This window comes from Burkholderia sp. WAC0059 (assembly GCF_002870125.1).
Taxonomy (GTDB): Bacteria; Pseudomonadota; Gammaproteobacteria; order Burkholderiales; family Burkholderiaceae; genus Paraburkholderia.
Window position 1 is genome coordinate 1 of sequence record NZ_PNEO01000017.1, and the last position, 12528, is coordinate 12528.

The 12528-nt window shown below is 64.6% G+C and carries 14 protein-coding genes; 7 read left to right on the top strand and 7 right to left on the bottom strand.

Annotated features, from left to right (window positions below):
- Nucleotides 1–388: 388 nt before the first annotated feature.
- The 4 genes from CY652_RS17280 to CY652_RS17295 all read left to right on the top strand — a co-directional run bounded on the left by CY652_RS17280 (nt 389) and on the right by CY652_RS17295 (nt 4222).
- Nucleotides 389–1603: a DUF2863 family protein gene (locus CY652_RS17280; protein WP_102131943.1), complete on the top strand. Its 1215-nt coding sequence runs from the start codon at nt 389–391 to the stop codon at nt 1601–1603.
- A gap of 179 nt (nt 1604–1782) precedes the next feature.
- On the top strand, nt 1783–2658 hold the full coding sequence (locus CY652_RS17285) for a helix-turn-helix transcriptional regulator (RefSeq protein WP_102131944.1): 876 nt from the start codon (nt 1783–1785) through the stop codon (nt 2656–2658).
- Nucleotides 2659–2707: 49 nt separating this feature from the next.
- Complete coding sequence (locus CY652_RS17290) at nt 2708–3382, top strand: energy-coupling factor ABC transporter permease (protein WP_102131945.1); 675 nt, start codon at nt 2708–2710, stop codon at nt 3380–3382.
- A gap of 180 nt (nt 3383–3562) precedes the next feature.
- The gene (locus tag CY652_RS17295; protein WP_102131946.1) at nt 3563–4222 is read left to right on the top strand and encodes a BspC domain-containing protein; all 660 of its coding nucleotides are present in this window, start codon (nt 3563–3565) and stop codon (nt 4220–4222) included.
- Nucleotides 4223–4332: 110 nt separating this feature from the next.
- On the opposite strand, the gene CY652_RS17300 is transcribed toward CY652_RS17295, so the two are convergent.
- A complete protein-coding gene (locus CY652_RS17300; RefSeq protein WP_102131947.1) occupies nt 4333–5499 on the bottom strand; it encodes a M14 family metallopeptidase in 1167 nt (388 codons plus the stop codon).
- A gap of 30 nt (nt 5500–5529) precedes the next feature.
- Nucleotides 5530–6321, bottom strand: a complete 792-nt coding sequence (gene yaaA, locus CY652_RS17305) for a peroxide stress protein YaaA (RefSeq protein ID WP_102131948.1) — start codon at nt 6319–6321, stop codon at nt 5530–5532.
- Nucleotides 6322–6388: 67 nt separating this feature from the next.
- Between yaaA and CY652_RS17310 the strand changes: the two genes are divergently transcribed.
- The 3 genes from CY652_RS17310 (at nt 6389) to CY652_RS17320 (ending at nt 8856) form a co-directional block, all read left to right on the top strand.
- Nucleotides 6389–6886, top strand: coding sequence for a putative toxin-antitoxin system toxin component, PIN family (locus CY652_RS17310; RefSeq protein WP_102131949.1), 498 nt, complete (start codon nt 6389–6391; stop codon nt 6884–6886).
- A gap of 64 nt (nt 6887–6950) precedes the next feature.
- Nucleotides 6951–8123 carry a pyridoxal phosphate-dependent aminotransferase gene (locus tag CY652_RS17315; RefSeq protein ID WP_102131950.1) on the top strand — a complete coding sequence of 391 codons (1173 nt, stop codon included), beginning with the start codon at nt 6951–6953 and terminating at the stop codon, nt 8121–8123.
- Between the two features lie 31 nt (nt 8124–8154).
- A complete protein-coding gene (locus tag CY652_RS17320) occupies nt 8155–8856 on the top strand; it encodes a glutathione binding-like protein (RefSeq protein ID WP_102131951.1) in 702 nt (233 codons plus the stop codon).
- 13 nt (nt 8857–8869) lie between these two features.
- On the opposite strand, the gene CY652_RS17325 is transcribed toward CY652_RS17320, so the two are convergent.
- The 5 genes from CY652_RS17325 to nuoN all read right to left on the bottom strand — a co-directional run bounded on the left by CY652_RS17325 (nt 8870) and on the right by nuoN (nt 12525).
- The gene (locus CY652_RS17325) at nt 8870–9340 is read right to left on the bottom strand and encodes a MaoC family dehydratase (protein WP_102131952.1); all 471 of its coding nucleotides are present in this window, start codon (nt 9338–9340) and stop codon (nt 8870–8872) included.
- A gap of 86 nt (nt 9341–9426) precedes the next feature.
- Nucleotides 9427–9852, bottom strand: a complete 426-nt coding sequence (locus CY652_RS17330; protein ID WP_102131953.1) for a DUF1178 family protein — start codon at nt 9850–9852, stop codon at nt 9427–9429.
- Between the two features lie 246 nt (nt 9853–10098).
- Entirely contained in the window at nt 10099–10692 is a 594-nt protein-coding gene (locus CY652_RS17335; protein WP_102131954.1) for an NUDIX domain-containing protein, read from the bottom strand.
- A 49-nt stretch (nt 10693–10741) separates the two neighbouring features.
- Nucleotides 10742–11038 carry a DUF2818 family protein gene (locus tag CY652_RS17340; RefSeq protein ID WP_102131955.1) on the bottom strand — a complete coding sequence of 99 codons (297 nt, stop codon included), beginning with the start codon at nt 11036–11038 and terminating at the stop codon, nt 10742–10744.
- A 2-nt stretch (nt 11039–11040) separates the two neighbouring features.
- Nucleotides 11041–12525 (bottom strand): NADH-quinone oxidoreductase subunit NuoN, encoded by a 1485-nt coding sequence (gene nuoN, locus CY652_RS17345; protein ID WP_102131956.1) that lies wholly within the window; start codon nt 12523–12525, stop codon nt 11041–11043.
- Between the last annotated feature and the right edge of the window lie 3 nt (nt 12526–12528).

Consider the following 12528-nt stretch of genomic DNA (forward strand, 5'->3'; position numbering starts at 1 on the left):
GACCCGGCCTCTTTCCTCCGGGTCCGCCGCCGCGTCTGCAGCAGAGAAGCGAGATTATGCGCACCAAACCAGAACCCGTCAACCCCCTTCTGATATCCCTCTCCATCCCCCCGCCCCTCTCCGCCTCACCCTCGGCTCCACACATCATCCGGCCACTACACGCTCCATCAGCAAACCAGCGCACAACGGCAAAACTACGCAGCCCGATGCCCGACAGAAAACCGGACAACCCGCTTTCCACCTCAACCCCGTAAAGCCGCGGCCGACCGCATTGCGTCGCTGCTACCCACCCCCGACCGCCGACAGGCCTGGTAGATTCCTCCTGCCCCGCACCACCGAACCGACTAGAATGAGGGATTCTTTGCATCCCAAATTCCCCGATTTATTTATGCGCTCGCGAATCGCCAAACGCCTTCCCCCCGATGCCGACAAACTGGTCGGTCTCTCGCTCGCCCTGTTTGCCTCGGGTAGCCGCACCGAAGACCGCTTCTGGGAAGCCAAGCTCGATACGCTACTCGCGAAGATCGTGCGCAACGGCAATCAGACCACGCTCGACGCGGCGCTCGACCATCTTCAGCAAAACCACCCCGACGCTTACGGCGCGCTCGCCGACATGGCCGAAACGCATAGCGAGTCGTTCAGCATCGAGCACGAAGGAACGACATACGAAGCACTGCTGATCGCTGCGCCCGTGCTTGCCTGGACCCGCTACCTCATCCCGTCCGGCCCGCTGAAGACGGACGCGGCGGAAGCCCTGCGCACGCATCTGCAGGCTCATGTGCTGGCGAACGGCGCGCGCGTCGCCATGGCGCCATACCTGTACAGCATCGACCAGTTGCCCCGCCATCACGTCGAGACCTGGCGTCTCGCGCAGCAACTCGCGCAATCGGCCATCAGCGGCGGCACCGCCCGGATCAACACCGGCGAGTTGCCGGAAACCTCCCCGATTCTCGCCGACCCGCGCTTTCTGCTGGCCGTCGCAGCCGCGCCCGTGGGCGCGCCGCTCTTTCGCTGGCAGGAAGAAGAGCACGGCACGCGCATCGAACGCGGCCAGTGCCTCGAGCAATGGACGGCCCAGGGCGGCGCCAACCTGGCTGTCGTCATGCCCGGCTGCGAATTCGAATGCCTGCTACCGGACGCCTACTATTCGGCCTGCCGCGACGCGGACGAGCGCGTGCGTCCGCACACGGTCCGCACCGCCGTGCGCTATCTGCTGGACACGCTCAGCACGACGGCCGACGATCTGCGCGCCGTCGTGGGGGGATTCGGCGAGCGGCGTATCGACGAATATCGGATCGGCTTCACCCGCCGGGGCAGCAACGACGTACTGTACGGCGTGGTCTGGCCGCTCTACGGCCGCGAAAACGGCGACGTGGACATCGACGAGGAGCCGACCGGGGAAAGTGTCGGAGAAGGTCCGCTAGAAGAGATCGTCATGCTCCTGAAAGATGCCGGCATCGTCGACATACGCCGCCACGCCGGCCGCTTCGAGCCCGAATATTGCGACGACTGCGGCGTTCCGCTTTATGCCGACCCGCTGGGCGAGATCGTTCACGCCGAAATGCCCGAGGACGCCGAGCCCGCCCAACCTCACTTCCATTGACCTCCCTCACCCTGGCCGCAAGGTTCGCGCTCTCAGGCGCGTTTTAAGCAGACTCCTATACCTTCCGGACAGGCGCCCTCCCGAAAGCTTTTTGTCATCATTCAGGCGGAGTACCCGGCGCAGACCGTCATCCCGTGCGCCGGGACCCACTTGAGACAGGCCAATCAGGAGGGCATGCCATGCGGTTTTCAGTTTTCAATCCGGACGCCGAGCGTCGCGAAGGACTCAAAGCCCTGCTGAGGCAAATTGACCGGCGCGCACGCTTCAACGACGCCCCGGACTGGCGCGCCGCCGATCGCGTCATGCAGCGCTTCATGCCCAACCTGTTCGTGATCGACTGGCACGACAGCATTCGCGTCGGCGAACTGCAGGCATTCACGTCCCGTTACCCGGATTTGCCGGTCGCCGCGCTGATCGACGAGGCATCGTCCCCCGTCGTGCTCGATCTGCTCGCCGAAGGCGCTCGCGGCGTCATCCCGCGCACGGCGGACGCGTGCCTGATCGTGCGGGTATTCGAAATCGTGCTACTCGGCGGCAACCATGTGCCGGCCGACGCGCTCCGCCCTATAGCCGCACCGCCGCGACGGGCTGCCGTACCCAGCCTCCCGCCACCGCAGACAAAACTGACCGGCAGTCTTTCGCCGCGTCAGCAGCAGATCATGCGTTGCGTCCACATGGGCAGCACGAACAAGATGATCGCCCGCACCCTCGGCATCAGCGAGGGAACCGTGAAAATTCATCTGGCAAGCATATTCCAGCAGCTCGGCGCGCCTAACCGCGCGGCGGCCGTCGCCATCTACAACGGGTGGCTCGCCAGCCAGCTACAGGTACTGCGCACTCGCGACGAACTGGCACCCAGGCCCGTTCCCGGCCAGCCTGGCCCGGTACCGCTGCGTGCCCGCAACGGTGCGACCTTCCGCTACCCGTTGTTGACAGACGACACCGCGGGCGCACTGCCGCTCGCCGCGGAACCCGCCACGCCGTTCGGCGAAGCCGCCCAAACGGAACAGGACACTGCCGAACCGATCGGCTCGCCGCTGCCGGACGATTGCTGATATGGCACATGCCCACACGTTTCGTTGCCCAACGAGTAATATTAAGCACATGGGATTCCTGTATACGCCGCTTCCATTCTGGATCGCCGTCGGTGGCTGGATCGTCGCCGCGGGGCTGATCGCGCTCGCCCTCTGGCGCAGCCCGTTCAGGCGCCTGCAGGATTCGACGCTGCAGCACGTCTGGCTCGCCATCATCGTGGCAATCTCCGTGCTGTGGGCAACCAACGCCTGGCTCGAAGACGGCACGGTGCTGCATCTGCTTGGCGCCACGCTGGTGGTCACGCTGTTCGACTGGGAGCTCGCGCTCGTGGCCATGGCCGTCGTCGCCATGCTGGCGGCGATGGTTTTCGATGCGCCCTGGGACGGCGTAGCCTTCACCTTCCTCGTGTTCGGGGCTTTTCCGGTGGGAATTTCAGCGTTGCTGCAGCGGGCGATCATCGCGTGGCTGCCTCGCAACCTGCTCATGTTTATCGTAGGCCAGGGCTTCCTGTCGCCCGCCATCGTCGTAGTTGCCGTCGCCTATCTCGCACTCGGCACGCACATCGCGCTGACGGGCAGATCGGCTCTCGTAATACCCGCCGGCTACGCATTCAGCGTATTTCTGCTGGCCTCGGGCGAGGTGTGGTTCACCGGCATGGCGACCGCACTGATCGCCGTCTACCGGCCAGCCTGGGTGACGACCTACGACGTGCGCCGCTACCGGCTCGGCGGTCCACGCACTTGAATCGGAAAGCGGCACCGCTATCCGCGCCGCGCTTCATCCCGCCTTTACGCGACTCGCCACCCTTCATCCAATCCTGCATTCTGTCCTAACGCCTGCACAGGCGAAATAATTCCGGTGGAATTGAACTCGTGCCGTCTACAGGCATCTTACGATGCCAGATGTCACCTGCTTTCAAATCCGATGGATTCCAACCAGGCATCCCGCCGGCTGCTGAAGGTGATCAGCCGACTGGCGGCATGCGTCGCGGGCGTCACGCTCGCCTGTACCCTACCCGCCCACGCCGATCAGCTCGAGCAGCACAACGAACTCGTCAGCAAATTCATCAACGAACTGCATGCCGATCCGCTAGTTGCCGATTGCGCCGCGCATGGCGACTTCGTGGCCAGCACGGTCAACATGTTCGACCACGTGGAGTTTCCGCCCGACTCGTTCGACAGCCCCCATGCGTCGGTCACGCCCTGGAACGACTCGTTCAACGAGAATAAGCAGCGCATCAAGGTCGATACCATCGTATCGGTCGACGGCATAGGCATCCCGTCGAACAGCAGCAACGCGCCGATCGATCTGAAATTCCGCTGCGGCTACGTCGGCAACCAGATGCTCGCCTTTAGCTGGAACGATCCCCAGCCTTCGGTGCGGGCTGTCAGCGAACGCGGTCCGGCCGCTCACGGCGCCCGCCGTCACCGGCGCGGCAAGCAGCCGGCGGCCAGCAAGCGAACCGGGAAAGGCAAACCGACGGGCAAGATCGGAAAGAGGCACGCGCCCGGCAAGGCCGCTGCGAACGGCAAAACCGGCACGAAAAAAGCGGCCCGAAAAAAGAAGGCCGCGTCCCACGACTGACGGCATACGGCAGATCGGCCCTATCACGCCGGGCGACATAGGCGATCTCAACAAGAACGGCGAAACCGCGAAAATGCCGGACGTCGTGCCTGCGAACGCGCGATCGCCTTTTAAGCGAACGTCTCGACGTGATGCAGGATCGCCTGCAACATCGCGGCTCCCAGCGCCGCGCTACGCTCACCGTTCCAGCCAACCCGCTCATCGGGCAGATTGGCATTGTCCTTGAACGGCATTTCGAGCGTCAGCGACAGACAGCCGAGCCGGTGACTCACGTATTTCGAGGCCAGCTTCAGCGCATCTTCACGATAGCGTCCGACCGGATAGCCGTGACGGTCCTGAAAATCCGGACTGGCCTGCTTGAATGCCTCGATGAAGACATGCTGTTCGCGCACCTGCTGCTCCGTGAACCCCGGCAGCATTTCCGAACCGGCGACGAACACGTACGGCAGCCCCTCGTCGCCGTGAATATCGAAGAAAAGATCGCAGCCCGTTTCGAGGATCGCGTTGCGCACGCCGAGAACCTCGGGGCTACGCTGCGCATCGGGCTCCATCCATTCCCGGTTCAGGTTGGCCCCTACGGCATTGGTGCGCAGGTTGCCGCGCACGCCGCCGTCCGGGTTCATGTTGGGCACGATGTAGAACACGGCCCGCTCGCCAAGCTTGCGCGCAACCGGATCGCCGGCCCAATCGCCCCAACCGGCCAGTCGCTTGACGAGCCCTTCGACGAACCACTCGGCCATCGTCTCGCCCGGATGCTGGCGCGCGATGACCCAGACTTTTCTCGCCGGCGCCGCGCCCGACGACCCGTCGTCGGGCAACATGCCGAGCCTCAGCATCGATACCGGTCGCCCTTCGACGGTCTGCGCGAGTTCGGTCACCGTCGCGTGCGGCATCTGCTGCACGGCGCCGAGAAACGCCGCGTGACGCTCCTCGCTATAAGGTTCGAAATACGCGTAGTAGATGCCGTCGAATTCCGGCGTGTGATCGATCGTCAGCACCTTGCCGTCATACGTGGTCGGCACGCGGAACCAGTTCACCCGGTCGTAGCTGGCCATCGCGCGGTAATCGCGCCAGCCGTCCGGAAATGCGCAGGCAGACGCGTTCTCGAAAGTCATGACGCAGCGCGCGCCGCGAGCGCCGGCCAGCCTGTAGTAGAACCACTGCGCGAATTCCGAGCGATTGTCGCTGCGTATGCGCAGCCGGATGTCGTCGGGATGCTCGCACGATACGATCTCGATCGCGCCCGCGTCGAAATTGCTTGTGATGGAAAGCGTCATGGCAGAGCCTCCGCGGCGGCGAGTGGCCGGCTAGTCGGCCACTCGCCGACGAAAAACGTAGGTGGAATCGTCCGAGGCGGCGGCATCGAACGCGTACGCTTCGGCATCGAAGCCCTTGAGCGCCTCGGGCGAGTCGATCCGGTTCGTCACCGCGTAACGCGCCATCAGCCCGCGCGCCCGTTTGGCGTGAAAGCTGATGATCCGGTAGCGGCCGCCCTTCCAGTCCTCGAAGACGGGCGTGACGACCGGCGCAATCAACCGCTTCGGCCTCACCGACCGGAAGTATTCGGTCGACGCGCAATTCACGAGCACGCGCGATGCCGCGCCGTCCCGCTCCAGTTGCTCGAACTGACCGTTCAGCGCGTCCGTGATGCGATCGCCCCAGAACGCGTACAGATCCTTGCCGCGCGCATTGCCGAAGCGCGTGCCCATTTCGAGCCGGTACGGCTGCAGCAGATCGAGCGGACGCAGCACGCCGTACAGGCCGGAGAGCACGCGCACATGCTGCTGGGCGTAGTCGAGATCGGCGGCCGACAGCGACTTCGCGTCGAACCCCTCGTAGACGTCGCCGTTGAACGCGAGCATCGCCTGCTTCGCGTTGCGCGTGTCGAAGCGCGGCGACCAGTCCGCGTAGCGCTGGAAATTCAGCCGCGCGAGCGGGTCGGAAATCCCCATCAGCGTGGCGATCTGCTGCGGCGACAGACGACGCAGGCCGTCGATCAGCTCGGTCGCATCGTCCACGAAGTCGGGCACCGTATGCCGCTCGATATGAGGCGGCGTTTCGTAGTCGAGCGATTTGGCCGGCGACAGAACGATTATCATAAGGGCTCGCAGGCACGTCCGTGCCCGATCTGCAAAAGCAAAAGCCCGATTGTAGCGAATGTAAAGAATGCCCGGCTCCCTGATCCCGCAAGCCCCGCTACCCGTCGTGCTCGACTCGAACGTATGGATCGACATTCTTGTGTTCGACGATCCCCATGCGCGCCCGATCCGCGCCGCGCTCGAAAACGGCGCGCTGCGCGCGCTGATCGACGCGCGGTGTCTGGCCGAACTCGCGCACGTGCTCGATTATCCGCAGTTCGTGCCGCGCGGCGTCGACAAGTCGGCCGCGCTGGCGATCGTGGCAAAGCTCACGCAGCAGATCGCGCCGCCCGAACCGGCCGCCGACGCGAGACCGCTGCCCCAATGCAAGGACCGCGACGACCAGAAGTTTCTCGAACTCGCGCACGCGGGCGGCGCGGCCTGGCTCGTGTCGAAGGATCGCGCGGTGCTGCGTCTGGCAAAGCGCGTCGCGCGCGACTTCGGCTTCCGGATCGCCGAGCCCGCGCCGTTCGTCTCCGCCTGCGGCCTCGACGCGCCCGCCTCGCCATCAAGCGAGACGATGTAAGAATCCGCCGATTTCCCTACAATCAGACTTTCGCCCTCAACCCGCACACTGCCGAATCCGCACCATGAATGCCCCGCACCCCACGCCTGTCGCGCCCACCGTCCTGTCCCGTCTGCCGAACGTCGGCACGACGATCTTCTCTGTGATGAGCGCGCTGGCCGCGGAAAAAGGCGCGGTAAACCTGGGCCAGGGTTTTCCCGATTTCGACTGCGACCCGCGCATCGCGGACGCGGTTTCCCAGGCCATGCGCGACGGCCACAACCAGTATCCGCCGATGCCGGGCGTGGCCGCGCTGCGCGAAGCCATCGCGGACAAGATAGCGAACCTGTACGGCCGCCGCTACGACGCCCATGCGGAAATCACCGTCACCGCCGGCGCGACCCAGGCGCTGCTGACGGCCATCCTTGCTACCGTGCATCCCGGCGACGAGGTCGTCGTCGTCGAGCCGACCTACGACAGCTACCTGCCGTCGATCGGGCTGGCCGGCGGCAAGCCCGTGTTCGTCACGCTCGAAGCGCCGGACTACGCCATTCCGTTCGACCGCCTCGCCGCCGCGATCACGCCGAAAACGCGGCTATTGCTGATCAACACGCCGCACAATCCGACCGGCACGGTATGGCGCGCCGCCGACATGGAGCGCCTCCAGGAGATCGTCCGCAACACCAACGTCCTCATCCTCTCCGACGAGGTGTACGAGCACATGGTCTACGACGGCGCGCGTCACGAGAGCATCGCGCGCTATCCCGAACTGGCCGCGCGCAGCTTCATCGTGTCGAGCTTCGGCAAGACCTATCACGTCACGGGCTGGAAGGTCGGCTACGTGGCCGCACCCGCCCCGCTGATGGCCGAATTCCGCAAGGTGCATCAGTTCAACGTGTTCACCGTGAACACGCCGATGCAGGTCGGCCTCGCGCAGTATCTGCGCGACCCGGCGCCCTATCTCGAACTGCCGGCGTTCTATCAGCGCAAGCGCGATTTCTTCCGCGCCGGGCTCGCGAATACGCGCTTCAAGCTGCTGCCCTGCGACGGCACCTATTTCCAGTGCGTCGATTACTCGGCCATCAGCGATTTGCCCGAGGCAGAGTTCTCGAAATGGCTGACGGCCGAGATCGGCGTCGCGGCCATTCCGGTGTCCGCGTTCTATCACGAGTCGCACGAATCCGGCGTCGTGCGCTTTTGCTTCGCCAAGCGCGAAAGCACGCTCGCGACCGCGCTCGAACGGCTCGCGCGCCTCTGAGCGCCGCCGGCCATCACGTCAAGGAGCCACGATGATCGACGTCTATAGCTGGGCCACGCCCAACGGCCACAAGGTTCACGTCATGCTCGAGGAAACGGGCCTCGAGTACGTTGCTCACGCCGTCGATATCGGTGCCGGCGACCAGTTCAAGCCCGAGTTTCTCGCCATCAGCCCGAACAACAAGATTCCCGCCATCGTCGATTCCGACGGCCCTCGGCGCGCGGACGGCAAGCCGTTCTCGCTGTTCGAGTCGGGGGCGATCCTGATCTATCTCGCGGAAAAGACCGGCCGCTTTCTGCCGGCCGATCCGGCCGCGCGTTATGAGACGCTGCAATGGGTGATGTTCCAGATGGGCGGTCTCGGGCCGATGCTGGGCCAGGCCCACCATTTCCGCATATACGCGCCGGAAAAGATCGACTACGCGATCAACCGCTATACCAACGAAGCGCGCCGGCTCTATGCGGTCATGGATACGCAGCTCGCGAAGACCGCTTACCTCGCCGGCGACGACTATACGATTGCCGACATCGCCGCGTTCCCATGGACGCGTTCGTGGCAAAACCAGGGAGTCGACTTCGACGCGCTGCCCAACGTGAAGCGCTGGCATGAAGCCATTGCCGCACGGCCCGCCGTGCAGCGCGGCGTGGAAGTGCTCGCATCGGCCCGCAAGCCGGTGATGGACGACAAGGCGAAGGAAATCCTGTTCGGCGCGACGCAATACGCGAAGCACTGAAGCCCGGTCGCCGTCACTGCGCGCGGGGCAAAGCGGCTCCCGGATGACGCAGCCCGAATATCACCGTCGAGCGCACCGTAACGACGGTTTCGCCGTGCTGGTTGATGCCGTCCCACTGCAGTTGGACGATCCCGCGATCGGGACGGCTCGTCGACACGCGCTTGTCGAGCACGGTGTTCTTCACCGTGAGCGTATCGCCGACCCTGACGGGTTTGATCCAGCGAATGTCGTCGATGCCGGGCGAACCCATCGACGTCGACTCGCCCATCACGCTGCGCACGAGCATCCCCATCATGACCGAGCAGGTGTGCCAGCCGCTCGCGATCAGGCCGCCGAACGGCGAGGCCTCGCCGCCGGCCTCGCTCAAATGGAAGGGCTGCGGGTCGAACTCCCGGGCGAAACGCACGATTTCCTCGCGCGTGAACGTGTGCGAACCGATTTCGTCGGTCTTCCCGACCTCCAGATCCTCGTAGCTGATTCTCATGATTTTGTGTCCCTCCATCGGTCTTGCGGCAGGTGTCTGCGCACCCGCTCACCGGTTGCCCGCGCGCCTCTCATGACGCGCGGCGGCTATTGAAGCGGCCCTTTCAGCGCGGCCGGAATCGGTAACGGCAGGACGTCGATGCCTTCTTCGACGAGCGAGCGCGTGTCCTCGGCCGACGCGACTCCACGGATGCCGCGGGCCGGCGCTTCGTTGTAGTGGATGCGCCGCGCCTCCTCGGCAAAGCGATCGCCCACGTTCTCGGTCTTCTCGATCACTTCGCGCACGGCCCGCATGACACGCGCCTGCCAATCGCCCGCATCGGGAATCGCCGGCGTCCCGGTCGCTCCCGAAAGATTCAGCCGGGGAGCGGAAGGCAGACGGCTGATTTGCGTCGCGCCGCAAATCGGGCATTCGACAAGCCTGCGGGACAACTGCGACTCGAACTCATCGGCGGAGGCAAACCAGCCTTCGAAACGATGGCCGTCCGGGCACTGTAAATCGAGGACCTTCATCTGGAGTCGGGCCTATGCGCATCAGCGGCGCAAGTGGGTAATTTATAAACGATCGTTCGGAATCGATCGGCAACCTGCCGGCCGACCGGCGTGTCAGCGATTCTAGCGTTCCGTGCGCGAAGCCGCTGAAACCGCCAGAATTCCCCGTTCGCCCGTGGCCCGTGTGGCCCGTGGCCGCCGGAGTTTCCAACGAAAACGGCGGCCGCAGGCCGCCGTTCCGGGAACATCCCCGGCCTTTGCGGCCAACTATTCCCGCACCGGCGCGCCCAGGGACCATGCGCCGGAGAGCACCTTCTCGAGCCAGAACGTGCCGATGATCGTCTTCACGTCCGTGATCCGCCCCGTCCTGACCCACTCGGACAAATCGGCCAGCGACGCCGTGAAAAGTTCGAGAAACTCGCCCTCGTCGAGCTTGCGCTCGCCCGAGGTCAGCCCTTTCGCCAGATAGAGGTCGATGAACTCGGTCGAATACGAAATGACCGGATGAATTCGCGTCAGGTAGAAGTATTCGCGCGCCGTATAGCCCGTCTCTTCGAGCAACTCGCGCTTCGCGCAAGCCAGCGCGCCCTCGTCCGGATCGAGCTTGCCCGCGGGAAACTCCGCCATCACGCGCGCGATCGGATAGCGGTACTGGCTTTCCATCAGCACGCGCCCGTCGTCGAAGAGCGGGATCACCATGACGGCGCCGGGGTGCTCCACGAACTCGCGCGTCGCATGCTTGCCGTCCGGCAGCGCGACGGTGTCGCTCTTCAAGGTCAGGAACGAGCCCGCGTAGATCGTCCTGCTCTCTACGCGCGTCTCGACCAGCGCAGCTTCGTGATCGGGAAGTTCGGCAGCCATCTTCAACCTCTGCAAAAAGGGGTCATGCGGCACGGCCCACGCCTTGCCGCTACCGGCGCTTGACGAGATATTGCCAGGTAAAGCCGGGAAAAGCGAACACGACGAAAAGGCTGAACGTAATCGCGTAGAACTGCCAGCCCTGCTCGAAGCGATTGCCGGCCCGCGCTTCGAGCAGAAAGCCGAACCCGCCCACCACGAAATACAGGGCGATCAGTTCGGCGATCCGCCACCACGCGCTTTTCCTGTCGGCTCGCAGGGGAACGAGGCCGAGCAGCCGCTGGTTCAGGAAAGGCAGGTTGGCGCACGCAAGCGCCAACAGCACGATAAACCAGCCGGCAGACGACATTATTACAGCGGCAGCGTAAACGGCAGCGTATGCGCGACAGCCTGCAGGCAGAGGGTCATCAAGGGACCGGGGATGATGCCGAGAATCAGCACGGCCACGCCGTTGAGCGCGAGCAGCGCCCGGTTGCAGGCATCGCCGCGTATCGGCGTCGTGTCCAGCGGCGCATCGAAGTACATGAGCTTCACGATGCGCAAATAGTAGAACGCGCCGAACAGCGACGTGATGACCGCGAGCACCGCGAGCCAGGTCAGCCCGGCGTTCATCGTCGCCTCGAGCACGGCGAGCTTCGAGTAGAAGCCGACCGTCGGCGGAATGCCGGCGAGCGAGAACATCATCAGCATCATCACGAACGCGAATACGGGACTGCGCTGGTTCAGGCCCTTGAAGTCGTCGAGCGTTTCCGCCTCGAAATCGCGGCGCGCGAGCAGCATGATGACGCCGAACGAGCCGAGCGTCGTGATCAGGTAGACGATGCTGTAGAACATCGCCGAGCTGTAGGCGCTCGCCGCGCCGCTCGCCTTGCCGTCGACGATGCCGGCGAGCAGCCCGAGCAGCACGAAGCCCATGTTCGAGATCGCCGAATACGCGAGCATCCGCTTGACGTTGCGCTGGACGAGACCGGTGATGTTGCCGACGATCATCGACAGGGCCGCGAGGATGATCAGCATCTCCTGCCAATCGGCGGCCAGCGGCAGCAGGCCCATCACAAGAAAGCGCACGGCCCAGGCGAACGCGGCCACCTTCGGGCCGCCGCCCGTGAGCAGCGTCATCGCGGTCGGCGCGCCCTGGTAGACGTCGGGCACCCACATGTGGAACGGCACGGCGCCCATCTTGAACGCGACGCCCGCGACGACGAACACGACGCCGAACAGCAGCACCACGTCGTTGATCTGCCCCGACGCGACGGCATGCAGCACGTCGTCGAGCTCCAGCGAGCCCGTCGCGCCGTACAGCATCGAAATGCCGTACAGCAGGAAGCCGGAAGCCAGCGCGCCGAGCACGTAGTACTTCATCGCCGCCTCGGTCGACGAGGTCACGTCACGGCGCAGCGCGATGACCGCATAGAGCGACAGCGACATCAGCTCGAGGCCGAGATAGAGCGTCAGGAAGTTGTTGCCCGAGATCATCACGAACTGGCCGAGCAACGCGAACATCCCGAGCAGGAAGAACTCGCCGCGGAACAGGTCCCGATCCTCGAGATACCGGCGCGAATAGACGATCGACACCGCGTACCCCAACGAAACCACCGCCTTCATCGCGCTCGCGAACGCGTCCACCACGTACATGCGGGAGAAAAAATAGTACGTGTGCGGATCGAACGCGTTCACCGCGAACCAGATGCCGGCCACGATTGTGGCGAGCAACGCGATGAAATAGGTCGTGCGCCGGCCGGCCTGGCCGACGAACGTATCGTTGAGCCACGCGACGACGACGGCGAGCATCACCAGCGCATCGGGCAGCAGAGCGTTCATAGGAGCGTTTTGCATGAT

Bases quoted from the DNA above. Each gene is read 5' to 3' on its own strand.
- CY652_RS17325 (WP_102131952.1), bottom strand. From the start codon at position 9,340: ATGAGAATCAGCTACGAGGATCTGGAGGTCGGGAAGACCGACGAAATC.
- CY652_RS17315 (WP_102131950.1), top strand. From the start codon at position 6,951: ATGAATGCCCCGCACCCCACGCCTGTCGCGCCCACCGTCCTGTCCCGT.
- CY652_RS17290 (WP_102131945.1), top strand. From the start codon at position 2,708: ATGGGATTCCTGTATACGCCGCTTCCATTCTGGATCGCCGTCGGTGGC.
- CY652_RS17335 (WP_102131954.1), bottom strand. From the start codon at position 10,692: ATGGCTGCCGAACTTCCCGATCACGAAGCTGCGCTGGTCGAGACGCGC.
- yaaA (WP_102131948.1), bottom strand. From the start codon at position 6,321: ATGATAATCGTTCTGTCGCCGGCCAAATCGCTCGACTACGAAACGCCG.
- nuoN (WP_102131956.1), bottom strand. From the start codon at position 12,525: ATGCAAAACGCTCCTATGAACGCTCTGCTGCCCGATGCGCTGGTGATG.
- CY652_RS17280 (WP_102131943.1), top strand. From the start codon at position 389: ATGCGCTCGCGAATCGCCAAACGCCTTCCCCCCGATGCCGACAAACTG.
- CY652_RS17330 (WP_102131953.1), bottom strand. From the start codon at position 9,852: ATGAAGGTCCTCGATTTACAGTGCCCGGACGGCCATCGTTTCGAAGGC.
- CY652_RS17300 (WP_102131947.1), bottom strand. From the start codon at position 5,499: ATGACGCTTTCCATCACAAGCAATTTCGACGCGGGCGCGATCGAGATC.
- CY652_RS17320 (WP_102131951.1), top strand. From the start codon at position 8,155: ATGATCGACGTCTATAGCTGGGCCACGCCCAACGGCCACAAGGTTCAC.
- CY652_RS17285 (WP_102131944.1), top strand. From the start codon at position 1,783: ATGCGGTTTTCAGTTTTCAATCCGGACGCCGAGCGTCGCGAAGGACTC.
- CY652_RS17295 (WP_102131946.1), top strand. From the start codon at position 3,563: ATGGATTCCAACCAGGCATCCCGCCGGCTGCTGAAGGTGATCAGCCGA.
- CY652_RS17340 (WP_102131955.1), bottom strand. From the start codon at position 11,038: ATGTCGTCTGCCGGCTGGTTTATCGTGCTGTTGGCGCTTGCGTGCGCC.
- CY652_RS17310 (WP_102131949.1), top strand. From the start codon at position 6,389: ATGCCCGGCTCCCTGATCCCGCAAGCCCCGCTACCCGTCGTGCTCGAC.